Annotated in this window: 24 protein-coding genes; 5 read left to right on the forward strand and 19 right to left on the reverse strand. The window is 34.4% G+C overall.

Annotated features, from left to right (window positions below):
- Window positions 1-72: 72 nt before the first annotated feature.
- Window positions 73-3,513: a methylmalonyl-CoA mutase family protein gene (locus tag GON26_RS14205; RefSeq protein ID WP_160375444.1), complete on the reverse strand. Its 3,441-nt coding sequence runs from the start codon at window positions 3,511-3,513 to the stop codon at window positions 73-75.
- A 318-nt stretch (window positions 3,514-3,831) separates the two neighbouring features.
- On the opposite strand from GON26_RS14205, the gene GON26_RS14210 reads away from it, so the two are divergent.
- Window positions 3,832-5,451 carry a L,D-transpeptidase family protein gene (locus tag GON26_RS14210; RefSeq protein ID WP_160375445.1) on the forward strand — a complete coding sequence of 540 codons (1,620 nt, stop codon included), beginning with the start codon at window positions 3,832-3,834 and terminating at the stop codon, window positions 5,449-5,451.
- 843 nt (window positions 5,452-6,294) lie between these two features.
- On the opposite strand, the gene GON26_RS14215 is transcribed toward GON26_RS14210, so the two are convergent.
- The 7 genes from GON26_RS14215 to GON26_RS14245 form a co-directional block, all read right to left on the reverse strand.
- Window positions 6,295-6,657 carry a PKD domain-containing protein gene (locus tag GON26_RS14215; RefSeq protein ID WP_160375446.1) on the reverse strand — a complete coding sequence of 121 codons (363 nt, stop codon included), beginning with the start codon at window positions 6,655-6,657 and terminating at the stop codon, window positions 6,295-6,297.
- A 668-nt stretch (window positions 6,658-7,325) separates the two neighbouring features.
- Complete coding sequence (locus tag GON26_RS21885) at window positions 7,326-7,544, reverse strand: hypothetical protein (protein WP_394350403.1); 219 nt, start codon at window positions 7,542-7,544, stop codon at window positions 7,326-7,328.
- A gap of 444 nt (window positions 7,545-7,988) precedes the next feature.
- Window positions 7,989-8,696, reverse strand: a complete 708-nt coding sequence (locus GON26_RS14225; protein ID WP_160375448.1) for a hypothetical protein — start codon at window positions 8,694-8,696, stop codon at window positions 7,989-7,991.
- Between the two features lie 631 nt (window positions 8,697-9,327).
- Window positions 9,328-9,645 carry a hypothetical protein gene (locus GON26_RS14230; protein ID WP_160375449.1) on the reverse strand — a complete coding sequence of 106 codons (318 nt, stop codon included), beginning with the start codon at window positions 9,643-9,645 and terminating at the stop codon, window positions 9,328-9,330.
- Window positions 9,645-9,908 (reverse strand): hypothetical protein, encoded by a 264-nt coding sequence (locus GON26_RS14235; RefSeq protein WP_160375450.1) that lies wholly within the window; start codon window positions 9,906-9,908, stop codon window positions 9,645-9,647. The genes GON26_RS14230 and GON26_RS14235 overlap by 1 nt, the downstream gene beginning before the upstream one ends.
- A 68-nt stretch (window positions 9,909-9,976) precedes the next feature.
- Window positions 9,977-11,206, reverse strand: a complete 1,230-nt coding sequence (locus tag GON26_RS14240; RefSeq protein ID WP_160375451.1) for a hypothetical protein — start codon at window positions 11,204-11,206, stop codon at window positions 9,977-9,979.
- Window positions 11,203-11,625, reverse strand: a complete 423-nt coding sequence (locus GON26_RS14245; RefSeq protein WP_160375452.1) for a hypothetical protein — start codon at window positions 11,623-11,625, stop codon at window positions 11,203-11,205. Before GON26_RS14245 ends, GON26_RS14240 begins: the two co-directional genes overlap by 4 nt.
- Window positions 11,626-12,126: 501 nt before the next feature.
- Between GON26_RS14245 and prfA the strand changes: the two genes are divergently transcribed.
- Entirely contained in the window at window positions 12,127-13,203 is a 1,077-nt protein-coding gene (prfA, locus tag GON26_RS14250) for a peptide chain release factor 1 (protein WP_160375453.1), read from the forward strand.
- A gap of 340 nt (window positions 13,204-13,543) precedes the next feature.
- Here the strand turns inward: prfA and GON26_RS14255 are convergent, their stop codons facing one another.
- From GON26_RS14255 to GON26_RS14305, 11 genes are all read right to left on the reverse strand, one after another.
- Window positions 13,544-13,897, reverse strand: coding sequence for a hypothetical protein (locus GON26_RS14255; RefSeq protein ID WP_160375454.1), 354 nt, complete (start codon window positions 13,895-13,897; stop codon window positions 13,544-13,546).
- A 24-nt stretch (window positions 13,898-13,921) separates the two neighbouring features.
- The gene (locus GON26_RS14260; protein WP_160375455.1) at window positions 13,922-14,290 is read right to left on the reverse strand and encodes a hypothetical protein; all 369 of its coding nucleotides are present in this window, start codon (window positions 14,288-14,290) and stop codon (window positions 13,922-13,924) included.
- Window positions 14,291-14,324: 34 nt separating this feature from the next.
- Window positions 14,325-14,621 (reverse strand): YtxH domain-containing protein, encoded by a 297-nt coding sequence (locus tag GON26_RS14265; protein WP_160375456.1) that lies wholly within the window; start codon window positions 14,619-14,621, stop codon window positions 14,325-14,327.
- A gap of 44 nt (window positions 14,622-14,665) precedes the next feature.
- Complete coding sequence (locus tag GON26_RS14270) at window positions 14,666-14,818, reverse strand: lmo0937 family membrane protein (protein WP_160375457.1); 153 nt, start codon at window positions 14,816-14,818, stop codon at window positions 14,666-14,668.
- A gap of 40 nt (window positions 14,819-14,858) precedes the next feature.
- Window positions 14,859-15,476: a porin family protein gene (locus GON26_RS14275; RefSeq protein WP_202110877.1), complete on the reverse strand. Its 618-nt coding sequence runs from the start codon at window positions 15,474-15,476 to the stop codon at window positions 14,859-14,861.
- A gap of 40 nt (window positions 15,477-15,516) precedes the next feature.
- Entirely contained in the window at window positions 15,517-16,083 is a 567-nt protein-coding gene (locus tag GON26_RS14280; protein ID WP_160375458.1) for a DUF4142 domain-containing protein, read from the reverse strand.
- 133 nt (window positions 16,084-16,216) lie between these two features.
- The gene (locus GON26_RS14285) at window positions 16,217-18,001 is read right to left on the reverse strand and encodes a CHASE3 domain-containing protein (protein WP_160375459.1); all 1,785 of its coding nucleotides are present in this window, start codon (window positions 17,999-18,001) and stop codon (window positions 16,217-16,219) included.
- 13 nt (window positions 18,002-18,014) lie between these two features.
- On the reverse strand, window positions 18,015-18,461 hold the full coding sequence (locus tag GON26_RS14290) for a response regulator (protein ID WP_160375460.1): 447 nt from the start codon (window positions 18,459-18,461) through the stop codon (window positions 18,015-18,017).
- A gap of 21 nt (window positions 18,462-18,482) precedes the next feature.
- Window positions 18,483-19,034: a helix-turn-helix domain-containing protein gene (locus GON26_RS14295; protein ID WP_160375461.1), complete on the reverse strand. Its 552-nt coding sequence runs from the start codon at window positions 19,032-19,034 to the stop codon at window positions 18,483-18,485.
- Between the two features lie 142 nt (window positions 19,035-19,176).
- The gene (locus GON26_RS14300; protein WP_160375462.1) at window positions 19,177-19,362 is read right to left on the reverse strand and encodes a CsbD family protein; all 186 of its coding nucleotides are present in this window, start codon (window positions 19,360-19,362) and stop codon (window positions 19,177-19,179) included.
- Between the two features lie 107 nt (window positions 19,363-19,469).
- Complete coding sequence (locus tag GON26_RS14305) at window positions 19,470-19,943, reverse strand: Dps family protein (protein WP_160375463.1); 474 nt, start codon at window positions 19,941-19,943, stop codon at window positions 19,470-19,472.
- 225 nt (window positions 19,944-20,168) lie between these two features.
- On the opposite strand from GON26_RS14305, the gene GON26_RS14310 reads away from it, so the two are divergent.
- The 3 genes from GON26_RS14310 (at window position 20,169) to GON26_RS14320 (ending at window position 24,229) form a co-directional block, all read left to right on the forward strand.
- Entirely contained in the window at window positions 20,169-22,352 is a 2,184-nt protein-coding gene (locus GON26_RS14310; protein ID WP_160375464.1) for a DUF5723 family protein, read from the forward strand.
- 115 nt (window positions 22,353-22,467) lie between these two features.
- Window positions 22,468-23,283: an orotidine-5'-phosphate decarboxylase gene (gene pyrF / locus GON26_RS14315; RefSeq protein WP_160375465.1), complete on the forward strand. Its 816-nt coding sequence runs from the start codon at window positions 22,468-22,470 to the stop codon at window positions 23,281-23,283.
- A 145-nt stretch (window positions 23,284-23,428) separates the two neighbouring features.
- Window positions 23,429-24,229 (forward strand): ABC transporter substrate-binding protein, encoded by an 801-nt coding sequence (locus GON26_RS14320; RefSeq protein WP_160375466.1) that lies wholly within the window; start codon window positions 23,429-23,431, stop codon window positions 24,227-24,229.
- Window positions 24,230-24,544 lie beyond the last annotated feature (315 nt).

The following is a 24,544-nucleotide window of genomic DNA, read 5'->3' on the forward strand; positions in this document are numbered from 1 at the left end:
TTTTCAGAGATTAAAAAGGCAGCTTTATTAGAGCTGCCTTTTTTTATGGAGAAAAATTTACTTTTCTTATTATTACATATTCCTTCTATACTGCCCTCCTACTTCAAACAATGCCGAAGTAATCTGACCTAATGAACATACTTTTGTAGCTTCCATTAAATGATCGAATAAGTTTTCGTTTTTAATAGCGGCTTCCTGTAATGTATTCAAATGTTCATTTACTTTCTCTTCATGAAACTGATGCAGGTTATCCAACATCGTAATCTGATATTGCTTCTCTTCTTCGGTAGCACGAATAACCTCAGCAGGAATAACTGTTGGTGAACCTTTTGAACTCAAAAACGTATTGACACCTACAATCGGGAAATCTCCGTTGTGTTTCAAGGTTTCGTAATACAAACTTTCTTCCTGAATTTTAGAACGCTGGTACATGGTTTCCATCGCACCCAAAACACCGCCACGTTCTGTGATTCTGTCAAACTCCTGTAAAACAGCAGCTTCAACTAAATCTGTCAATTCTTCAATAATGAATGAACCCTGAATTGGGTTTTCGTTTTTCGCCAAACCTAATTCTTTATTGATAATCAGCTGAATCGCCATCGCGCGACGTACGGATTCTTCTGTTGGAGTTGTAATCGCTTCGTCATACGCATTCGTATGCAATGAATTACAATTATCATAAATCGCATACAAAGCCTGCAACGTCGTTCTGATATCGTTAAAATCAATTTCCTGTGCGTGTAAGGAACGGCCTGAAGTCTGAATATGGTATTTCAGCATTTGTGCTCTTTCGTTGGCTCCGTATTTGTTTTTCATGGCTTTCGCCCAAATTTTACGTGCCACACGACCAATAACCGAATATTCAGGATCTACTCCATTCGAGAAAAAGAACGATAAATTAGGTCCAAAATCGTTGATGCTCATACCGCGGCTCAAATAATATTCCACGTAAGTGAAACCATTAGAAAGCGTGAATGCCAACTGCGTAATTGGATTCGCTCCTGCCTCAGCAATATGATAGCCTGAAATCGAAACCGAATAGAAATTACGAACGTTTTTAGTAATAAAATATTCCTGAACGTCGCCCATTAATCGCAAAGCAAATTCGGTTGAGAAAATACAGGTATTTTGTGCCTGATCTTCTTTTAGAATATCCGCCTGAACTGTACCACGTACTTGCGATAAGGTTTTGGCTTTTATTTCGTTATACACTTCCAAAGGTAAAACCTGATCTCCCGTAACACCCAAAAGCATTAAACCTAAACCGTTGTTTCCTTCTGGCAAATCGCCTTGGTATTTAGGACGTTCTAATCCGCTTTCTTTATATATTTTGTTGATTTTAGCCTCAACTTCTTTTTCTAAATCGTTCTCCTTAATATAGTACTCACATTGTTGGTCAATGGCCGCATTCATAAAGAAACCCAACAACATTGGCGCTGGTCCGTTGATGGTCATACTTACAGATGTCAACGCATGAACCAAATCAAAACCTGAATACAGTTTTTTGGCATCATCCAAACAACAGATTGAAACTCCCGCATTCCCGATTTTCCCGTAAATATCCGGACGCAAATCTGGATCATTTCCGTATAAAGTTACACTATCAAAAGCCGTAGAAAGTCGTTTTGCAGGCAATCCTGCGCTCACATAATGAAAACGTTTGTTGGTTCTTTCCGGTCCGCCTTCACCCGCAAACATTCTGGATGGATCTTCGCCTTCACGTTTAAAAGGATACAATCCTGATGCAAACGGAAATTCTCCGGGTACATTTTCCTGTAAATTCCAACGCAGAATATCGCCCCAGGCTTCGTATTTAGGCAAAGCAATTTTCGGAATCTGAATATGTGACAAACTCTCGGTATGCGTCGCAATTTTGATTTCTTTATCACGAACTTTAAACGTGTAAACCGGATTTTTATATTTGTTTACTTTCTCGTCCCAATTCAGGATAATTTCCCAGTTGTACGGATCAAGATCCATTTTTACTTTGTCAAACTGATTCAGTAAAAGATTCAAAAAGATTCTGTTTTCGTCGTGTACTTCGGTTGCGCTTGGTAAAACAGTAGCATCATCGATTCCGGCTTTATTTATTTGCGGAAGTTTTCCTGAAACCGATTCAATAGTTTTGAAGATTCCGTATAATTTCTGTGCTACTTTTTGCTGCGAAAGCGCGCTTTCATCATAGCTTCTGTTGTTCTCCGCAATTTCAGACAAATAACGGGTTCTGTGCGGCGGAATCACGAAGATTTTCTCGCTCATTTCACGTGTAATCTGGAAAGTCGAATTTAAGTCGGAACTTGTTTTTTCGACAATTTTATCCATAATCGCTTTGTAAAGCGTGTTCATTCCCGGATCGTTAAACTGCGAGGCAATGGTTCCGAAAACAGGCATATCATCCGGATTTTTATCCCAAAGATTATGGTTTCTTTGGTATTGTTTCTTAACGTCACGAATGGCATCAAGTGCACCTCTTTTATCAAATTTATTCAGTGCTACTAAATCAGCAAAATCAAGCATATCGATTTTTTCTAATTGTGTTGCAGCACCAAATTCCGGTGTCATTACATATAAGGATACATCCGAATGATCCATAATTTCAGTATCCGATTGTCCGATTCCAGACGTTTCCAGGATAATCAAATCGTATTTTGCCGCTTTTAGAACCTGAATCGCTTCGGCTACATATTTTGATAAAGCCAAATTCGACTGACGTGTTGCCAGCGAACGCATATAAACACGTGGATTGTTAATCGCATTCATTCGGATTCTGTCTCCTAATAATGCGCCTCCGGTTTTTCTTTTGGAAGGATCCACAGAAATTAATCCGATTGTTTTTTCAGGAAAATCAATCAGGAAACGACGAACCAATTCGTCAACCAAAGACGATTTTCCGGCTCCACCCGTTCCGGTAATTCCCAAAACCGGGATTTTAGAATCTATATTATGAGTATGAATTTTATCAAAAACAGGTTTTGCAATTTCAGGGAAATTTTCCGCTGCCGAAATCAAACGCGCAATTGCGGTTGGAATTTTATTTTCGATATGATCGATTTCACCGTTTAGTTGATCTCCAATAGGGTAATCCGAACGCTCTACCAAATCGTTAATCATTCCTTGCAATCCCAAAGAACGCCCGTCATCTGGCGAATAAATTCTGGTAATACCATATTCGTGCAGTTCCGAAATTTCACTTGGCAGAATTACACCTCCGCCCCCGCCAAAGATTTTGATATGCCCTGCTCCTTTTTCCTGAAGCAAATCATACATATATTTAAAGTACTCATTGTGCCCTCCCTGATACGATGTCATAGCAATCGCATTGGCATCTTCCTGAATAGCGGTATTCACCACTTCTTCTACACTTCGGTCGTGACCTAAATGGATTACCTCAACACCTGTTGACTGAATAATTCGACGCATAATATTGATTGCTGCATCGTGTCCGTCAAAAAGCGAAGCCGCGGTTACTATTCTTACTTTATTTTTAGGAATATAGGGTGTTTGTAGTTCCATTTTGAGAATATGATAATTTTAAGGGAGCAATTTACAAAATATTTTAAAAATCCATCACCATAATAGGTTTATGTTAACAAAAAAAGAACTATCTTTATAGTACATTTTAGAATCGTACACAACTTCTACGATTTACCCGCTATTCCATTGTTTACAATGACTTCTCGACAACATGGTAATCTTGAAACATTTAAACAAAATACAAGAACCTATTAATCAGTCCTCTACTGTAATTTAGCAATGTTAAAAGTCCCCAAAATTTTTACACCAAACTTTACCTATTACACCTTAAAAGTATTAACGTAAAAATTAATTAAAATGAAAAAATTTATTCTTCTCATCGTATTTCTAGGAGCAAGTCTGACTGTGTCTTCGTTTAATCATCTTGAAAAGAATGATTTAATGATTGCTAAAAACAATACAGTTACGAACCATATCAATTCTTTTGATGTTTATGATTTCCAGACTGTAAATGTTGAACTATTAAATGATTTTTTTAAAAGATATCCTAACCTGAAACAATACCAAAACGAGGTTGCCTCATTATACAAAAACAGATCCTACGAGCCTATCTGGTTTCAGGATAACAGTATCAATGCATTAGGGCAAACTTTGTATCAAAAACTAAAAAATTTAGATCAGGAAGGTTTAGCCATAAAACTGCCTTATAAAAAAGACCTAGATCTGGCTTTTGGCAGCGATAACGCAGACAAACTTTCAGAATCAGATACCGATATGTTATTGAGTACTATGTACGTTATTTATATGAGTAATGTATATGAAGGAATCGATGCCGAAACGGTAAAAAAATCCGGATGGTTACTGCCTAAGAAAAAAATCTCTTATGTAGCCCTTTTAGATTCTTTAATGACTAACCCTGCTCTATTAGAAAAAAACAACGATCTTCTTATTCCTCAGTATTACAAACTACAGGAAGTACTTAAAAAATACCAAAAAATAGAACAGGATAAAACCTGGACACCTATTGCATTTACGGCTCCTTACAAAGATTTAAGACCAGATGCAACATCAGAGATTATACGTCAGGTAAGAAACCGCTTGTTTCTATTGGGCGATTTAGCCACCGATTCCGGAAGCGATTTTTACGACAGAGAATTAATGGATGGTGTCATGAAATACAAACTTAGAAACGGATTAACACCTAATTACATTATAAAAGAAGAGCACATTCAGCAATTGAATGTTCCTATTGCCGAAAGAATAAAAACCCTAATGATCAACATGGAACGTTCCCGTTGGATTTCGCCAAAAATGATTCAGGAAAACGAATTTGTAATGGTCAATGTTCCTTCGTTTATGCTGAAATATGTAAAAAACGGGAAAACCGAATTAGAATCAAATGTGTTTGTAGGTGCATCTTATACGAAAACAACCATTTTTAGCGGAAAAATAGACAAAATTGTTTTCAGCCCATACTGGTACATTCCGCAAAGCATTGTAGAAAACGAATTGAAAATGAAAATCGCAGCCGATCCTAATTACTTAACCGACCATAATATGGAAATCGTAAACGGTCAAATGCGTCAAAATCCAGGTCCGGACAATTCATTAGGACTGGTAAAATTCATTTTCCCTAACGGAGACGATATTTACATGCACGATACCCCGGCCAAAACGTTATTCGAATTCGAAAGACGTACTTTTAGCCACGGTTGTATCAATGTAAAAAAAGCCAAAGAATTAGCCATCGCTATGCTACAAGATTATCCAGAATGGTCACCTGAAAAAGTAGATACTGCCATGGCAGGTGTAACCGAAAAACCTTTTAAACTAGCAACGCCAATCCCTATTTACATAAGTTATTTTACGGCTTGGGTAAACGAAAATGGCGAAGTAGGTTTCTATCAGGATGTTTATGAGCATGATAATGAGTTAAGCAGTGCACTTTTCCCTCAGGATATTGTGGCTCTAAATTAACACATTCTAAAAAGCCAACCCCTTGGTTATAATATACATAAAGGCCTTTTCGAGAAAAATTATGATTTAATGATTTTTCTCGAAAAGGCCTTTTTTTTTGTACAACTTCACAAGCCCTTCCTGAAAATATCGCTTTTATCATTCATCAGGGGGTGCCACCATCCCGATAAGAGGGCAAATCCAGCATGCGCTTATACGCCCTCTTATCGGGATGCTGTCGGGCTTTCGCTGCTACTTCGGTAGCTTAGCTCTATCCCTCACCCGAGCTACACTTGGTGGTTACGGAGGTCCTCAATCTTGTCATTCCGGAGGAATCTCTATCGATGATTTAACATAATGCTGAATATCACCCCGCTGGGATTCCTACGGAATGACAAGATTGCGCAGCTTCTGTGATTTTTTAAACACACAGTTTGTCATTCCGTAGGAATCTCTCTATCGATGATTTAACGCATGCTGAATGTCACCTTGTTGGGGTTCTTTTTCGAACCTAAAAAGTCACCGCAACCTTATCATTCCGCAGAAAACCTAACGAAACGGTTCTACGAAGCAAATCTCAAGTCATTGACTGAAATTTTCTTTGCAGCATAACTTTACTGGGATTCCTACGGAATGACAAGATTGCGCAGCTTCTGTGATTTTTTAAAAACACAGTTTGTCATTCCGTAGAAAACCTAACGAAAGGCAAAAAAAACAAAAAATCAACGCAAAGTCACCACAATCTTGTCATTCCGTAGGAAACCTAACGAAGTGGTTCTACGAAGTAAATCTCTATCGATGATTTAACGTAATGCTGAATATCAACCGCTGAGATTCCTTTATCTTTTTTTAAAATTATACAGATTAATCGACAGTAATACTTTTTTCTCGTGAAGAGTTACAAGAAGAACTTCCGTTATGAATAGTAACTTCGGCTTTTACGCTATAAGTTCCTGCAGCATCATAAATATGAGATGTTGTTGCCCCGTTTACGGTTTCCGTTTTACCATCTCCAAAAGTCCATTTAACAGATTTTACCGAATAGGTTCCGGAATAATCAATTACATAATCAATTTTCTTAGGATTTGCCGCATCTGTAGTATGTGTTAATTTTATAAACAATGCTTGTTCTGTACAATCAAAAGCATTTTCTAAATCATCTTTTCCACAAGAAAAAACGAATAATAAAGAACATATAACCAATAATAAAGCAAATTTATTTTTCATAATTCAAATTGTTAATTAAACCTTCTTACACAAAAATAAGACTATTATTATGTTTTATCAATATGGAAAGCAAAAACACAAAGTAAGCACAACCTTGTCATTCCGCAGAAAACCTAAAGAATGGGCTCTACGAAGTGAATCTAAAACATTGACTGAAATTTTCTTTGCAGCATAACTTTACTGGGATTCCTACGGAATGACAAGATTGCGCAGACTTTACGTAGCTTAAACACACAGTTTGTCATTCCGTAGAAAACCTAACGAAGTGGTTCTACGAAGTAAATCTCTCTATCCATGATTTAACGTATGCTAAATGCCTCCCCGCTGGGACTTTTTGTATTTGATTACAGCTAAGAACTTAACATCCATTGTGAGTTTACACAAAATCTTGTCCCATCTCAGAAAAACGTGAAGTTTCACGTCTGGAACGTGAAATTTCACGTCAGCGATGTGAAACTTCACGTCCGTGATGTGAAATTTCACATCAATAACGTAAACGTTTACGTCCGGAACGTGAAATTTCACGTCGGCGATGTGAAACTTCACGTCCGTGATGTGAAATTTCACATCAAGAACGTAAACGTTCACGTCCTGGACGTGAAATTCGGCATAATTCACTCCAGTTTTGCGAAGCCTCATGACTTTTTACACGTTCCAATATTCTTGAATCACCCCAAATTTGACGTCAGCCGTGTCAAATTTGACGTCCGTGATGTCAAATTTGGCGTCCTCCATGTCAAATTTGACGTCCACGATGTCAAATTTGACGTCCGTGATGTCAAACTTGACGTCCGTGATGTCAAACTTGGCGTCCTCCATGTCAAATTTGACGTCCACGATGTCAAACTTGACGTCCGTGATGTCAAACTTGGCGTCCGTGATGTCAAATTTGACGTCTATGATGTCAAATTTGACGTCCGCGATGTCAAATTTGGGGTAATTACTACTTATAAACCTTATTTGTAAATTCGATAGCCCCAAACCAATAAAATCCCAGCGGGATGATATATTTATAGAAAATTGCAGAAGGATTTGGGCAAGAACCCCAGCGGGGTGATACTTGACCACAAACATTGTTAGTTGCTATTCATAAAAAAAAAAGCTACAGGAAGTGTTTTCTTGTAGCTTTTGTTTGTGTCTTGTCGTTGCGGGCACGGATTGCAAATCCTGACTATTGGTTTGTAAATCCGTGCCATCGGGTTATGACTGATATTTCCAAATACAAAACAAACCTTAAATTAGTATTTTACCCCACTTGCGAGAAACTGCGGTTGGCAGAAGATTTAAACTAAAAAAACTCTCTGTCATCAAATGAAAGAGAGTTTTTATATTTAATTTGATGGTGTAACATTCAAATTATAGGTTTTTGGAGGACATCCATTGTTAAAATTATAAGTGGCAGAAATCTGAAACATACCATATTGACATTGATAATATCCTATATTTTTTGAATATTGGTTAAAAGGTGGTAACATAGTTCCGCCACTTTGTCCTGCTAAAGGACCAGCAACCCATTTTGCACCTCCTAAATTCCATACAATACTTGAAATAGTGTTAACATCACATCCATTTACAAAAGGGACAACTGCACCTTTTCCTTTTACAGTACCATCACAAATATAAAAAGCATCAAAAGTTGGACTGCAACAAACAGTTCCTCCAGATTTAGTAATATTTAAAATTGTATTACAAGTTTGTGCAGTTCCGCCTGAACCAGCTGCGGATAAAGTCCCATTAATGAAACTTGATGAAAAAGTTACACTTACAGAACTACCATTTACAGTTAATGACATACTATTTACTGGATTTGCAGTGTAACTCCAAGTAATACTGCTTGAAGTTCCAGTTGCATTTACATATTGATAAGTTGCTGTTGACCCTGCATTTACAACAGCTTCTGCATTTGGAGCGCAAAGATTTAGTTGTGTTGAACTTGTTAATGTAGAACCATTAATATAGCAACAAGTTCCAAGTGCTTCCCTATTTGATAGATTTTTATTTAATATTGAGTTTTCAATATTTTGTGGACTTACTATCAATTCTTCACTTTTAGAACAAGCTAAAAAAATTAAGCTTGAAAAAAATACAAAAACTAAAATTTTAAAATAATTTCTCATAATTTATTTATTTCCCTTTTGCAACAATATGATGCCATTTAAGACGAAAACTTTAGGTACTATTTTTGGTTAGAATTGTTCCGTCTTGTTGTCAAAAAAAAATATTTATTCCTTTAAATTTGAACAAATCACAACATTTCTGATTTTGCAATTTAAATTTCTTCAAATGCTCATTTTTATCAGTTTTTGTGTTTTCGTCGGTTCTCTAAATTTTCTGTCAACGTCAGTCTGTTAAAAAACTTCCGCTTTTGTTGTAAACAAGTATAGGGAAGTATTGTTTTAAAAACAGGATTTTCTCATTTTTAAGAATGCAATATAGCATAGGTATTTCCCGCCAACAAATGCGTTTTTCTAGTTTAGAAGATGCTATTGCTCCCGATAATCAGGAATGTAATTTTTTTGATCATGGTTTTAATTTAAATTAGTTTTTTAGAATGCTTGGTTAAAAGTCAGAGACTTTTATCAGGTTTATGGTTTTTAAGAACATAAAAATTACGCAAAGTCAGAGACATTTGCGTAGCGCTTAGGAAGGAACACTTTGGGGTGCGGGGGATCATTCCTCAATTTCTCCGTTTTTAGCAAATGGCACTTTTGAATTACTGCCCTTGTCTATTATCGATTGAATAGTGGTAGGAACAGTTAGTCCTGTGGTAAAAGCGAGCCAACCTTTAATATTATATCCCGATGAAATATAAATGTACGCAAGTAGCGCACCAGCTATTGGCCAAAACAAAAAGAATATCCAGAATAATAAATCTTTACGAACTCTATCAGAAGGTGGTATTTTTACCTCATGATATAGATTCATCATATTAAGCATGAAGCCTCCAATTGCAGCTTGAATAATTGGTTCAATCATATTACTAGTCATCAGTGAATTTTGTTTGTAATTGCATTTAAAATTTTGATACCAAGAGGTGTTTCTGATTCATATTTTTGCCTTAAAGCAAAAAGAGGTAGTCCTTTATTATTTAATTTTTTTGCACGAATAAATACTTCTGAATTTTCTAATTTTTTATAAATTTTATCCCGTGGAATATTAAGTTGGCGAGAAACTCCTTCAACAGTTCTCCAACGAAACTTCGATTCTGCAAAAGCGATTACAAGTGTTTCTTCTAAATTATTATCTTCCATGAAAAAAATATTTCTATTATTTATTAACTAAGATTCCCTCTTTATTTTATTACAGATTATTTATTTTATTAAAAAGGGTAAATTGCATGAATTGTTATTTTATCTTCTTTACTAACGCTTAAAATATTTTTATAGCGCAAAGAACCTGGATATGTTCTTAGGATAATACTTGGATCGGTATCAATAATTTCTGCTTCATTATTTTTAAACAAAACAATTTTATCAATAAATTCTAATACGCATCCATTTTCAATTATATGTGAGGATAATGGTTTTAGCATTTTTTTGTTCTTTACTAAAGGCAATTCAAAAGATGTTCTCGAAATTCTAATTTCCTTTGCTAAAACTTTTTCTTCCGATTTTATTCCAAGTGAATCTAAAAAGTAATCATAATCGTTTTCAACTATAAAATTTGAAGTATAAAACTTTCCTTTATCTGTAATTAAAAAAGATTTTTTAGAGCTGTTAAAAGCATATTTTATTTCTTTGTCTTCTGATGCTAAATTTTTAATTAATAATTCATTAGTGATCTTATTTTTGCCAAAATTACTAATCAAATTTTTTTCCTTTTTTTCATCATAAAATGAATGCTCATTTTCCTGTTTTCTTATTTCAATTTCATTTTCTAAAAACTCGAAAGAACTGTTACTTTCATAATTAATTATATCATACCCAACCCAGGACGTTCTAATTGATTTTGTTGAAACTTCTTTCTCTTTTATTTGCAGTATTGTTTCGTCATTAATTGAACCATAAAATAATCCATCCATATTGGTTGAAACAGCAAGTGCTCCACATTTTGCATTTAGTGAAATAGATTTTGCATCAAAATATTTTTTAATTTTTTTGTCTTTTTGAAACTCATATTTAGAATTATACGACAACTTCATCGAGTAAACGCCTTTTATAGTTGCGATGAATATTTTCATTCCATAAATTTTAATATCTAGCACAGGTAAGTCTGATTCTGGGATTTTTGCTAGAATAATTAACTCATTATTTATGAAATATTCGAAATTTAAAGTATTTGAAACTTTTCGCCATAATTTATCAAATGAGCTCTTTAATTCAGGAATTTTAAAAAAATAATCACCTTGTTGGTTTTTATAATAATCGTTACGTTGAAAAATTAGTCTAAAAAAATCGACATATTCTGGATATTGTACATATAGATTATGATAAATTTTATTCAGATTTAAACACCCAATACTTCCATCATTTAGAATCAAAAATAAATGTCCACTATATAGATAGCAATCTGCTGCTTCAATATTTAAATTAAACTTAATTGTCTTCATAGTTGACACTTTAATAATTTAATATAAATTCTATTATCTATTACTTTGTCTGCGAGCCATTTTACTAAAAGAGGATTTGAAATTTCATATTCGGCCGATGAAACTGGATATCCATGATATGGGTCTGTCATATTTACAATTTCAGGAAAAAAACCTAAAACTTCTTCATTAGAACCCATGATAAATTTCCCATTTTCAACAATTGAAAAATATCCTTGTTGAATACTACATTTCCATTTATTGTTATGGCTTAGTTCAAAAGTACAATATTGTTCATTTTGTTTTATAATCCATTTGGTTTTATGTCTCTTCGTTATTGATGATTTATTATGGTAAGCAACAGGTTTATAAAAGTTGTTACTTTTGGTTGGCCCAAAAGTTCCATCGGAGTTTTTTGTTATTTTTCTAAATGTACTCATATATTTTTTTAATATTAAACTTTATAAAAAGCATGAATTGTCTAAGACTAAATATCTGCTGTAGATTATTAGGTCATTAATTTTACTCCTTTATAAATCATATATAATAATTAACTTTTCATAAAACAAACATCGTCTTAAATTTAAATCAATCACCAAGTATAAACACCTGATTTTAATTTTGATAAAAATAAATCACATTGGTTAAATATCCTTACGGAAAACCATAAACGTAATTATAAATACAAATGTCCTAGCCCTGATAGAAGTGAAAATCCTTTTGTGCCGGGGTTGGGCCCAAAAGATTACTTCACTATATATTTATTTTAATAAGAGTTCAGTGAACTACGTTTGTAACGGATAGCAGGAAACAGCTCCTAAAAAACATCATAATTCCACTAAACAATCTTAAGAAACTGCTTCTAAAAAACTCAAAAAGTTAATGATAGAATTTTCAACAAAAATTTCGTAATTTTGCAGTCCAATAAAAGGAATTAGAAAATGTTAGATAGACTTCAATATGTAAAGCAGCGTTTTGATGAGATTTCGGATTTGATTATTCAACCGGATGTTATCGCTGATCAAAAGCGTTATGTGCAACTCAACCAGGAATATAAAAGCATTAAAGCTTTGGTTGAAAAGAGAGAAGAATACATTCTGGTTTTAGCAAATATTGACGAAGCAAACGAAATTATTGCAGATGGTAGTGATGCTGATATGGTTGAAATGGCCAAAATGCAGCTAGACGAAGCAAAAGAACGTTTGCCACAACTGGAGGAGGAAATCAAGTTTATGCTGATTCCGAAAGATCCTGAAGATGCTAAAAACGTGATGGTGGAGATTCGTGCAGGTACGGGTGGTGACGAGGCGAGTATTTTTGCCGGAGATCTTTTCAGAATGTACACGAAATATTGCGAAAGCATGGGCTGGAGAACCTCTGTTGTAGATATGAACGAAGGAACTTCAGGAGGTTTCAAAGAGGTTATTTTTGAGGTTTCTGGAGAAGATGTTTACGGAACCCTGAAGTTTGAAGCGGGTGTTCACCGTGTACAGCGTGTTCCTCAGACAGAAACTCAGGGTCGTGTGCATACATCGGCAGCTACGGTAATGGTTTTGCCAGAAGCGGAGGAGTTTGATGTTCAGATTGATATGAATGATGTTCGTGTAGATTTCTTCTGTTCGTCAGGACCTGGAGGACAATCGGTAAATACGACGAAATCCGCAGTACGTTTAACACACATTCCGACTGGATTGGTGGCGCAATGTCAGGATCAGAAATCGCAGCATAAGAATAAAGATAAAGCACTGAACGTTTTGCGTTCTCGTTTGTACGAGCAGGAATTGGCCAAAAAAGAGGCTGAGGATGCTACAAAACGTACTTCGCAGGTAAGCTCTGGTGACCGTTCGGCTAAGATTCGTACGTATAACTACGCACAAGGTCGTGTAACCGATCACAGAGTGGGATTGACACTTTACGATTTAGGAAATATCATGAATGGTGATATTCAGAAAATTGTTGCCGAGCTTCAGTTGGTGAATAATATGGAGAAATTGAAGGAGGCTTCGGAGGTTTTCTAAAAAGGTCCAAAGGCTCAAAGGCTCAAAGGTTCAAAGAATTTTTATATAATTGAAAAGAGGCTGTTTCACAATTGTGAAACAGCCTCTTTTTTTGCTGAAGTTCTACTCTGTACCTCTGAGCCTTTGCCCCTTTGTACCTAAAACAAAATCTCAGCACCTAAAATATACTGAAGGATATTAACTGCTTAACCGTTTGTTTATAAAACGTATAAACGAGTTAGATACCTAGAAATACTCTTGTAAATTCAAAATATTTATATAGATTAGAGTAAATGTTTACACTATTTTTCAATACTATTTCGTTTAGCTTTTCCATAATACATATTATTAAGTTCTACAATTACTCTTTTGGTGATTCGTGTTGAGAGGACTCTTGCTTTTTAGAAACTACATTGGTAACAACCAGTTGTAATAATGATCCCAAAATACTTTTTAAGGTAGAATCGCTTTTTCCTACTACAAATCTTTTGGCCAGATACCCAATACCGATACTAATGACTGATTGTGCCAGGTTACTTTTGAAACCCACCGCTTCATTGATTTCTTCGACTGTATTTTTGATTAGATTAAGAGGTTTCAGGTTGTCCTTGATCTCTTCAATTTCTTCTACAATAGAGTTCCAGTCAGCACGTTGCTGTGCTTTTGTCTGCAAAATCATCTGATTGAGTTTAGTAGTATCGTAAACGGTTTCCATAGTGGTTTTATTTAGGGTTAGCTTTTATTTCAGGTCGGTATCTTTATCTCTAAGAATACTGGATATGATCAGGTTTCCTATTGGGGTTTTAATCCATCGGTGCTGATTTCTATGCAAAATCAGTGCAACGAGCAGATAGAAAAGTGCCATAGCAAAAAAACCGTAATAATAAGCCCCTAAAAGCATGCCCAACCATAAACTGATACCCACATTAAGGAACATTGTAAAAATTGCAACTACTGCCCCAACCGCTATTTTAGATACTAATGTTGATAAAACATCTGCTGAAGCAGAGACCGTTTTAAGTTTAACTAATTCTAAACTTGTCTTGGTATAATTTTCGGCTTTCTCAAAAATATTAAGGTTTTCCGGTGTTGTTGCATTTGTTTCCATGATGTGGGTATTTATGGTTTAAAAATTTCACTTTTTAATAGTTCGTTTTTACAGTGTTTACCGTGTTTTTTGCCTCATCTTTGGCAGCATTAAATTCTTCTTTTACCTGGTTGAATTTTGCTTTACCTTCTTCGATGATATCGTGTCCGCTTGCAGAAAGTTTACTCATAACACCATCAACTTTTCCTTTTAGATTATCTCCGTAATCTTTAGATTTGTCTTTGATTTTTTTTCTGGTATTAGACCCTTTATCCGGTGCAAATAATACTCCTAATAATGCTCCTGCAGCTGCAGCTCCTACGATTCCTAAAATTGTGCTACTCGTTTTCATAATATTTGATTTAGTGATTAATATAATTTGTTAAATGTTTGTTTTTAAATTCCTCTTCCTTTGATCAGTCTGAATAGTATCGCGATAACCGCAATTACTAATAAAAGGTGAATTAAGCTTCCTGCACTGTAAACAAAGAATCCTAGTGCCCAAAGAATAACCAGAATGACTGCGATTGTGTATAATAAATTTGACATGGTTTTTTATATATTAAGGTTTATAATTAATTTTATATGCTTAATTTAATTTATACGAAAGGTATAAACTCAAATTACTGTTTTTTAGATCTGATGAATCATCTCCGTCTTTAACAATAGTGGTCAATCCGTAGTTGTAACGTACTCCAACACTTATTGGGTTAAAATCCAGTCCTACACCAGCAGCTAAACCAGCATCAAATTTGTTAAAGTCATCTGTGTCAAATTCATTTTCAAAATCAATAGTACCTTCGCCAGTAACTTTAGAACTTACCATATAAGAGGCATATCCACCTGCATGTATGTTGAAATTTTTGGTAAGATTTACTCTTACTAATAAAGGAAGTTCGATGTAATTGAATTTGTATTTATTAACTTGATTTGCACCACCAATGTTGTATTCTAACTCAGAACCTCTTGTAGTAAACAATAACTCCGGTTGTATCGCTACAAAGTCAGATACGGGCAATGTGGCGTAAACACCGGCATTAAAACCAAATAATACATTTTCGTCGTCAGCATCATCTGTGTATAGGTTTGACATATTAAGACCTCCTTTGATACCAAATTCAGTTTCTACATTCTGAGCATGTAGCACGCTTAAAGAAGCGGTCATAAAAAAAGTAACGGCGCATAAAATTTTTGATTGCATTTTCATAGTGTAAATATTTAATAGTTAAAAAATTCTTATTTAGGGTTTAATTAATTTCTTTTCTTAATTTTTCAGTTTCCTTAAGCAACTCGTATTGTTCTGATAGTGACTCTTTTGTTAATTTTAATATTGCAACCTCATCTGTTTCTTTTGCAATCTCTTTAAATAACACAATCTCTTCGGCTAATGAATCTGCCATTGAATTCAGGTATTTTTTATCGAAACTTTCAGATGATGTATCCATTAGTTCATATAAATCCTCATTTCCTGCGGCATATATTTCAGTAATTATAATGAGCTTCCTGCTTGCAATTATGGTAATGTTCTGAAAAACTTTATTTTGTTGATGCTCTATTTTTTTGCTTAATTCTTTTATTCTAATGTTTGAGCTTTTTTGTTGTGCAATCTGACTTTTCGAAATCATATTTTTACTCACGTTTGCTGTCGTTATAAAAAAATAAGCTTCTTTTTCTTCAGTTGCATTATTTTCAAAAATGTCATTTTTAGAATTATTTGCTCTTTCATTTTTCTCACAAGATTCAATTGATGCAAGAATCAAAACGGAACATAGTATTCTGAAAAAAAATGTTTCCGATAACAATCTGACTTTCATATTTTGTTTCTCAAAGATTACATTACAAAGATGCTAACGAAATGAAGGTTTTGCTTTACAGCATAAAAAAGAAACGTTATATAATTCCCATTATGGATTTATATAACGTTTTTTTTGTAAGGTTTAAAAGGATTTATTCGGGAAGAAATAAGGTAAAAACAGATCCTTGATCTAATGTACTATCAGCAATAATGTAGCCTTTGTGGTTGTCCACAATTTTTTTGCAGATCGCCAGTCCAATTCCGGTTCCCGGATAATCTGTTTTAGAATGTAAGCGCTGGAAGAGCACAAATATGGTTTCTTTAAACTGTGGGTCAAAACCCATTCCGTTATCCGTAAAAGTAATTTTATAGAATTTTTTTATGGCCTGATCTAATAATTCAGGATATTCAGCCGAATGTATTTTGCTGCATTCAATTGCAATTTCAGGCGTTACATTGGGCTTGCTGTATTTTAGTGAATTACCAATCAAATTAATAAACAGCTGCTCAATCTGATACGGAATAACATGTAGCTTAGGCAGTTTAGTATTGGTAATAATTGCCTTTTTTTCGTCGATGATTACCGTGAGTTCAACTTTGGCATTTTCGAACAATTCATTCAAATCCGATTTTATAAATTCTTTTTTTGTGGTGTTGGTTCTCGAAAACATTAATAAGTCATCGATAAGAACACGCATTCTTTTGGCTGAAACTTCAATTTTCGAAACATAATCTTTTCCAGAATCAGACATTAAGGCTTTATCAGCATCCGAAACTCTCGAAATAAAAGTCTGAATTTTACGCAAAGGCTCCTGCAAATCGTGGCTGGCAACATGATTAAAAGACGCCAGTTCTTTGTTGCTTTTTTCAAGTTCGCTGTTACGCTCTTTAAGCTGGATATTAAGCAAATGCTCATCGGTAATATCAAAATTGATTCCGAGTAAAACTTTGCTGCCGTTTCTGTCCACTAAAAGTTTTCCGGTAGATTTTATATATCTGATTTTATGATCAGGACGAATAATTTTGTAATACACAAAAGGCAGTGTTTCATTCTCGATAATATCATCCATTGATTTTGCAATCATTTCTTTATCATCAGGATGTACAAACTCTAAAAAAGTTTCTTTAACCGGAACAAAATCTCCTGGCTCGCAACCCAACATACGAAACTGATTGTCCGAATAATCAATTTTATTGGTTTCCAAATCCCATTGCCAGGTGCTGAACTTTCCGATTTTTTCTGATTCGGCCATTAAACCTGAGGAAATCAAAAGTTTTCTGTTAAAGACTTTTAGGCGTTCAATATCTTTGCTGATTTGTCTGTATGCTAATAAAATAAAACTTAAAGCCGCCAGAAATAACGAAATAGAAAATACGGGTCCTAATGAAATTTCCTGATCGTATTTTTTGAGTCTTGACTGCAGGAATTTTTTCTCGATATCGTTCATTTCATCAACCTGAAACCGAATGTTTTCCATCAGGATTCTGCCGCCAAACATGTGATTGTCTAACCTTCTTTTGTCGTAGCTTTTAGGTTCGCTATATTTTAAACAATTTTCGAAAGAAACAAAACGCTGAATAATTAGTTTATATAGTCGTTGTAGATTTTTTTGCTGCTTCGGATTATCAGCAGTCAGTTTTTTTAAAGCTATAAAGGAAGTATTTACCTTATCTCTCGAAAAAAGATAAGGGCTTAAAAAACGCTCATTACGGGTAATGATATAGCCGCGTTGGCCTGTTTCGGCATCTTTTATGGCCGACATCAGGCGCTCCAGCTGTATGTTTATTTCATAAGTATGCATCACCAGCTTACTCGTTTCGTTTAAATCACGATTGTGTTTGTAAGCTACTGATGAAAGAAACAATAAAATGAAAATTGCGATTACAAAAATAACTCTCAATGAGTTTGAAGAATTAAACTTGGGTATCCAATTCATTTGTATTCATTATTTATAGTCGTAACAAAAAGTTATCACGATTCAAACCAGATGTTTGATAATGCCAGTTTATCGTTAGGACTTCATTGATAATTTTTTTCAAATCATTAAAATCACTCGGTTTTTTGATGTAGATATTAGCGCCTTGTACAAAGGTATCTTCAATATCTTCTTCGGATGATGAAGTAGAATAAATAGCAATTATAATGTTTTTAAGACGTTGGTCTTGTTTTATTTCAGCCAAACATTCTTTACCTGATTTTTTTGGCATATTCAAATCCAGAAAAAGCACATCTGGTAATATAACATCGGGCTGCTGCAAATGTTCCATCAACTGCATGCCATCAAAAGCAAATTCTACTTGTGTTTGTACTCTGACTTCTTCAAAAGCGTCTTTAAAAAAAAGACGATCGTCTTCGTCGTCATCTGCGAGTAAGATATATAATGCGTTTTTCTGCATCGTAAAAATGGTATTTGGATTTTATTTTAAATATTCTCTTCTTTTCTTTATGATTCTCTGAAAGGCGGATGGTGTAATACCTGTCGTGTTTTTAAATTGTGTACTCAAATGGGCAACACTCGAATAATTCAATAAAAAAGCAATTTCAGTCAGACTCATTTCATTAACCAGCATCAATTGTTTCGCTCTTTCTATTTTTTGCAAAATTATGAAATTCTCAATCGAAGAATAGGTTACTTCCGAAAAAACATTTGATAAATAACCGTAACTATGATTCAGTTTTTCTGCTAAAAACACCGAACTTTTATAATTATTACTGTCTTCCATGTACACCAGCTCAATAATAGCATCTTTGATTTTTTGTACCAAAACGCTTTTCTGATTTTCGACAACTTCAAAACCATAAGGGCTTAAATTGTTTTTTAATTTGTCAAGTGCTTCTGTACTAAGATTTTCATTAAGTTCAATTTCCCCAAAACCTAAAGTGGTAAAATTGATTTTTTCTTCCTCTAATTTTTGTTTTAGATAAAGAGAACAAATCGTATTAATGTCGAACTTTATAAATAATTTCATGGTATAATAATGAAGGTTAAAGATACTTTTTTATTTCGGTTTAGGTTTAAATTTAATAATCAAAATAGAGTAAAATGTCAAATTCAAAAAAATACCGTCTAATTTGTAGTTTAGACGGTATTTTTATTGAGACAAAAAAGGTTTACAAGTCAGAAAAAAGCTTACTTACTTCTTCTTTTGTTTTTCCTAACTTTTGCTGAATTCTTCCGTACAACTCGTCTTCTTTTCCCTCATCATACAGTAAATCATCATCTGTAAGATCAGCATATTGTTGTTTAAGTTTTCCTTTCAGCTCGTTCCAGTTTCCTTTTATTTCTGTAGTATTCATGATAATTGTTTTTAAAAATTAATAGTTATGTAAAGTTGCAACATAAGGCGCAATAACGTATTACATGTTTTTTTGTAATTGTTCTATAATTATAAGGATGTGCTTTTCTAAACAGAATAGCGGCGTAATACCCATGCCATTTTTTCGTGTTGCTGCAACAAACCGGTTATAAAATCGGCTGAGCCAACATCGCGGTTGTCTTCTTCAAAAACCGGAATATAATCTCTGAACTCTGTAACCAGTTGTTCATGATTTTCCAAAAGTTCTTCCAGCATATTTTTTTGAGAAGCATATTCTTTAGGAGATTCCTTTAAAGTCGAATTTTCAATGAACTCTTTCATTGTGCCAATGGTTTTTTCACCTAACTGACTAATGCGTTCTGCTACCTCATCGATATTAGCTTCTAATATTCGGTATTGATCTTCAAATAATTTATGCAATTCCATAAAACTGTTTCCTGAAATATTCCAGTGAAATTTTCTGGTTTTTACATAAAGCGTCATTTCATTTGATAAAATTGTGGCTAATATAGCGGTACTCTTTTTTAAATTTTTTGCTGTAATTCCAATGTTAGGGCTCATATTATATTTTTTTATTAATGTCGTTTAGCATATAAAAACAAATTTATAAGGCAACTGCATTTTTTTTCTTACACAATTTAAGCAAGTTGTTATATAAATTCAATGTTCATAGAAATTGCATAATTGTATAATATTATTTGTAGTTTTGTCGTGCCAAAAAAATGTTAAAAAAATAAACTAATTAGTTAAAATTTTAAAAGTCTTAAATCCAAAAACAAAACCTAAATGAAAAAACTCTTAGTTCTTTTGTTTGCTGTAACCTCATGTTTTACAGCAACAGCCCAATCCTATATTGGGTATTTTCATGACAATTATGCAGGAGTACAAAGCGTACTTTTTAATCCGGCTTCTATCGCCGATTCCCGTTTCAAAACCGATATCAATTTATTCTCCATCAGTGGTTCTGTGCAAAATGATTTGTACGGAGTTAAACTTTTTGATGTGTATAAAGATGGTTATGATTTTGATTCTGAAGCAATAATGACGCCAACCAATGCGAATAATGCACTGATCAATTTTGATATTATGGGGCCGTCATTTATGTTTAATATTGCCCCAAAACACACTCTTGCGGTTTTTAGCAGAGCAAGATCTGTATCTAATTTTAGAAACGTAAACGGAAATCTGGTTGATGAAGTAAAAGAAGGATTAGATGAAGCAAGCGATTTTAATCTGAATGCTGGTAGTCCAAATGGAGTTTCGCATTCATGGGGAGAAGTTGGCCTATCTTACGCTGCTGTTTTGTATCAAAATAACCAGCATTTTTTAAAGGGAGGTTTGACAGCTAAGTACCTTCAGGGAGGTGTTAATGGATATCTTCAGGGAAAAAATGTCGAAGTAATATTTAATGAAAATACAGCATTTCCTGAACTAAGTACTCTGGAGTCGAAAGGCGAAATTACTGTAGGAGCAAGCCAGGATTTTGAAGAAAATGAAGATTACGAATTTGATAGCAGTGCAACTGGTTTCGGATTTGATTTTGGACTTGTTTACGAATGGAGACCTGATTATGCAGATTATGATTTGAGTAATGCAGCTCCGGCCGATAATAATTTTAGAGATTTAAATAAATACAAATTGCGTTTTGGTTTATCGGTTACAGATATCGGATCGATTAATTATAAAAATGCAAGACAGGATACCTATAATGTTACAGGTATTGTAACAGAAGGTATGATTGATGATGCCGAAAATTTATACGATTTTTTAAACGATAATTACACACTGGTTTCAAGCAAGAGAGGAATGAAAACAAATCTTCCTACCGCTATTCGTGCCGATGTTGACTGGAATATGTTCAGAAAATTTTACCTGAATCTTAACGGGGATATCAGTATGGTTTCGGCTGACAAACTAAACGGAAACAGCATTGGCGACAGAGTAAGTCTTACGCCTCGATACGAAAGCAGATGGTTTAGTTTTTATGTACCAATGACCTGGATGGAATATAGCGGAATGCAGGTTGGTTCAGGATTACGTTTAGGTGTATTTTTCGTAGGTTCTGGATCTATACTATCCAATGTAGTATCGAAAGAATCAAAAGCATTTGACTTTCACCTTGGAATGAAAATTCCGGTGTACGAAAAGAAATTCAAAGATACTGACGGAGATGGTGTAATCGACAAAGAAGATGCCTGTAAAAAAGTAGCAGGTCCAGCTGAAAATAATGGCTGTCCATGGCCAGATGCAGACGGAGATAAAGTTTTTGACAAAGACGATCTTTGTCCTGATACTGCAGGTCCTGTTGAAAACAAAGGATGCCCTTGGAAAGATACTGATGGTGATACTTTATTAGATAATGTAGATAATTGTCCAGATATTGCTGGTCCGGTTGAAAATAATGGATGTCCTTGGAAAGATACAGACGGAGACACTGTTTTGGATAAAGACGATGCCTGTGTAGAGGTGGCTGGTTTAGTCGAAAATAAAGGTTGTCCGGTTCTGGATGCCGATAAAGATGGCTTACCAGATGATAAAGACGGTTGTCCTTTATTAGCTGGACCGGTAGAAAACAACGGTTGTCCGGTAGTAAACGAACAAACATTGGAAACTTTAAGAGTGGAAGCAAAATCTATTTTCTTTACTTCAGGAAAAGCTACCCTGGATAATGCTAAAATGGGCGAAACTTCAGGAAGATTAGATGCTATTAAGGAAATTTTAAAAAATTATCCGAATGCAAAATTTGCAATCAACGGACATACGGATAATGTAGGTAATGCAAAAGCAAATCAAAAATTATCTGAGGCAAGAGCCAAAGTTGTTATGGATCTTTTAGTTGAAAAAGGAGTTAATCCTGCAAATTTGACTTCACAGGGATTTGGTGCTACAAAACCAGTGAAATCAAACAAAACAGCCGAAGGAAGAGCTGAAAACAGAAGAACCGAAATTGTGTATTTAGGTAATTTATAAGCACAATCGAATATAATACCCAAAAAGCCATTCTTAATTGAGTGGCTTTTTTTATTTTTGCATACTTTCTAAAAAGAATTATTTCTTACCCATTAGAAGAACTAAAAAAACAAGAATGACAACACAACAACTACACGAACAAATTCTTCAAAAAAAATCATTTTTATGCGTTGGCTTAGACGTCGATTTAACTAAAATCCCGGAGCATTTATTAGCAACCAAAGATCCTATTTTCGAATTTAATAAAGCCATTATTGATGCTACGCATGATTTGACGGTTGCCTATAAACCCAATACTGCTTTTTATGAAGCTTATGGCTTAAAAGGCTGGCTTTCGCTACAAAAAACGATTAATTATATCAACGAAAAATTTCCGGACATTTTCACCATTGCCGATGCAAAACGAGGTGATATCGGAAATACTTCCAGCATGTATGCAAAAGCTTTTTTTGAAGATTTAAATTTTGATAGTGTCACTGTTGCACCTTATATGGGTAAAGATTCGGTGGAACCTTTTTTGGCTTTCGAAAACAAACATACTATAATGTTAGCCCTAACTTCAAACGAAGGAGCTTTCGATTTTCAAACCTTAAATACAAACGGAACCGAATTATACAAACAAGTTCTGGAAACTTCTAAATCCTGGAAAAACAGCCATAACCTAATGTATGTTGTGGGCGCTACCAAAGCCGAATATTTTGCAGAAATCAGAAAAATTGTACCGGATAGTTTCTTATTGGTTCCCGGAATTGGCGCTCAGGGCGGAAGTCTATCAGAAGTGTGCAAATACGGTATGAATGATCAAGTGGGATTGTTAGTCAATTCCGCAAGAGCTATTATTTATGCTTCAAAAGGAACTGATTTTGCTGAAAAAGCCAGAGAAGAAGCGCTTTTAGTACAGAAAGAAATGGAAGGCATTCTTAGTTTATAGTTATTATACTTTGAGCTGAATTTTACCGCAAAGATTCGCAAAGGTTTTTTCGCAAAGGTTCGCAAAGCTTTGCGTTCATAGCGTAAACCTTTGCGAATCTTTGCGGGAAGAAAACACCATACAAGTTAACCTGAAACAAAATCCAATGAAACAACTAACAGATCAGCTCGGTACAACGCATACTTTCGAAACTGCTCCAAAAAGGATTGTTTCGCTAGTGCCTTCGCAAACCGAATTGCTGTATGATTTGGGTTTAGAAGAAAAAATCATCGGAATCACCAAATTTTGCGTGCATCCTTATCATCTTAAATCGGCCAAAAAAGTAGTTGGCGGTACCAAAAAGATTCATTTTGAAAAAATAAAATTATTACAGCCCGATATTATCATTTGTAATAAAGAAGAGAATACGCAGGAGATCGTAACTCAATTAAGTACCATTTGTCCGGTTTGGGTAACCGAAATCAAAACCATCGAAGATAATTTTCAGATGATTGCCGATTTTGGTCAAATCTTTAATTGCAGAACCGAAGCGCAGAAATGGAACGACAAACTGGCTTTTGCTTTAAGCGATTTCAAAAATTACATTCAGAAGATTCCAATAAAAAAAGCCGCTTATTTTATTTGGAAAAACCCGTATATGGTGGCTGGAGAAGACACCTATATTGATGAATTATTAAAACTGAATCATTTTCAGAATATCTATGCTGACAAAGGGCGTTATCCTGAAATCGAACTCAAAAAAATGCGTCTGGAAGGCGATCCGGATTTGGTTTTGCTTTCGTCTGAACCGTATCCTTTTAAGGAAGAAGACGCATTCGAAATAGGTCGCTTTACACACCACGCCAAAACCATTTTTGTAGATGGCGAAATGTTCTCCTGGCACGGAAGCCGACTCTTAAAGGCTTTCCCGTATTTTAAATTACTTCATGAAAGATTGAAAAATTAAAATCTCAATTTTTTAAAATTCCAAATTCCAAGTTTACATTAGATTGGAATTTGGAATTTTTTTTTTGGAATTTTACATAAAAAAGAATGCCGGCATCTCGAAGACGCCGGCATCATTTAACTAACCAAAACCAAAATAATAAATAACCAGTTTATTACATTACAAAGGTCAGATATATATCAATGTTTTGCTGTTAAGGTTTTGTTATTACTTTGTTGGACATAAGTTAAGATTTTATAATTACCTGATTTACATTTTATTTAATATTACATAGGTTTTAGCTATTAAAATATAAAAACAATCAATTTCATTTAT

This window comes from Flavobacterium hydrocarbonoxydans (assembly GCF_009789235.1).
Lineage (GTDB): Bacteria > Bacteroidota > Bacteroidia > Flavobacteriales > Flavobacteriaceae > Flavobacterium > Flavobacterium hydrocarbonoxydans.

Bases quoted from the DNA above. Each gene is read 5' to 3' on its own strand.
- GON26_RS14210 (WP_160375445.1), top strand. From the start codon at position 3,832: ATGAAAAAATTTATTCTTCTCATCGTATTTCTAGGAGCAAGTCTGACT.
- pyrF (WP_160375465.1), top strand. From the start codon at position 22,468: ATGACAACACAACAACTACACGAACAAATTCTTCAAAAAAAATCATTT.
- GON26_RS14280 (WP_160375458.1), bottom strand. From the start codon at position 16,083: ATGAAAGTCAGATTGTTATCGGAAACATTTTTTTTCAGAATACTATGT.
- GON26_RS14230 (WP_160375449.1), bottom strand. From the start codon at position 9,645: ATGACTAGTAATATGATTGAACCAATTATTCAAGCTGCAATTGGAGGC.
- GON26_RS14215 (WP_160375446.1), bottom strand. From the start codon at position 6,657: ATGAAAAATAAATTTGCTTTATTATTGGTTATATGTTCTTTATTATTC.
- GON26_RS14320 (WP_160375466.1), top strand. From the start codon at position 23,429: ATGAAACAACTAACAGATCAGCTCGGTACAACGCATACTTTCGAAACT.
- GON26_RS14295 (WP_160375461.1), bottom strand. From the start codon at position 19,034: ATGAAATTATTTATAAAGTTCGACATTAATACGATTTGTTCTCTTTAT.
- GON26_RS14290 (WP_160375460.1), bottom strand. From the start codon at position 18,461: ATGCAGAAAAACGCATTATATATCTTACTCGCAGATGACGACGAAGAC.
- GON26_RS14235 (WP_160375450.1), bottom strand. From the start codon at position 9,908: ATGGAAGATAATAATTTAGAAGAAACACTTGTAATCGCTTTTGCAGAA.
- GON26_RS14205 (WP_160375444.1), bottom strand. From the start codon at position 3,513: ATGGAACTACAAACACCCTATATTCCTAAAAATAAAGTAAGAATAGTA.
- GON26_RS14310 (WP_160375464.1), top strand. From the start codon at position 20,169: ATGAAAAAACTCTTAGTTCTTTTGTTTGCTGTAACCTCATGTTTTACA.
- GON26_RS14265 (WP_160375456.1), bottom strand. From the start codon at position 14,621: ATGAAAACGAGTAGCACAATTTTAGGAATCGTAGGAGCTGCAGCTGCA.
- GON26_RS14285 (WP_160375459.1), bottom strand. From the start codon at position 18,001: ATGAATTGGATACCCAAGTTTAATTCTTCAAACTCATTGAGAGTTATT.
- GON26_RS14260 (WP_160375455.1), bottom strand. From the start codon at position 14,290: ATGGAAACAAATGCAACAACACCGGAAAACCTTAATATTTTTGAGAAA.
- GON26_RS14300 (WP_160375462.1), bottom strand. From the start codon at position 19,362: ATGAATACTACAGAAATAAAAGGAAACTGGAACGAGCTGAAAGGAAAA.
- GON26_RS14305 (WP_160375463.1), bottom strand. From the start codon at position 19,943: ATGAGCCCTAACATTGGAATTACAGCAAAAAATTTAAAAAAGAGTACC.
- GON26_RS14245 (WP_160375452.1), bottom strand. From the start codon at position 11,625: ATGAGTACATTTAGAAAAATAACAAAAAACTCCGATGGAACTTTTGGG.
- GON26_RS14240 (WP_160375451.1), bottom strand. From the start codon at position 11,206: ATGAAGACAATTAAGTTTAATTTAAATATTGAAGCAGCAGATTGCTAT.
- prfA (WP_160375453.1), top strand. From the start codon at position 12,127: ATGTTAGATAGACTTCAATATGTAAAGCAGCGTTTTGATGAGATTTCG.
- GON26_RS14255 (WP_160375454.1), bottom strand. From the start codon at position 13,897: ATGGAAACCGTTTACGATACTACTAAACTCAATCAGATGATTTTGCAG.
- GON26_RS14275 (WP_202110877.1), bottom strand. From the start codon at position 15,476: ATGAAAATGCAATCAAAAATTTTATGCGCCGTTACTTTTTTTATGACC.
- GON26_RS14270 (WP_160375457.1), bottom strand. From the start codon at position 14,818: ATGTCAAATTTATTATACACAATCGCAGTCATTCTGGTTATTCTTTGG.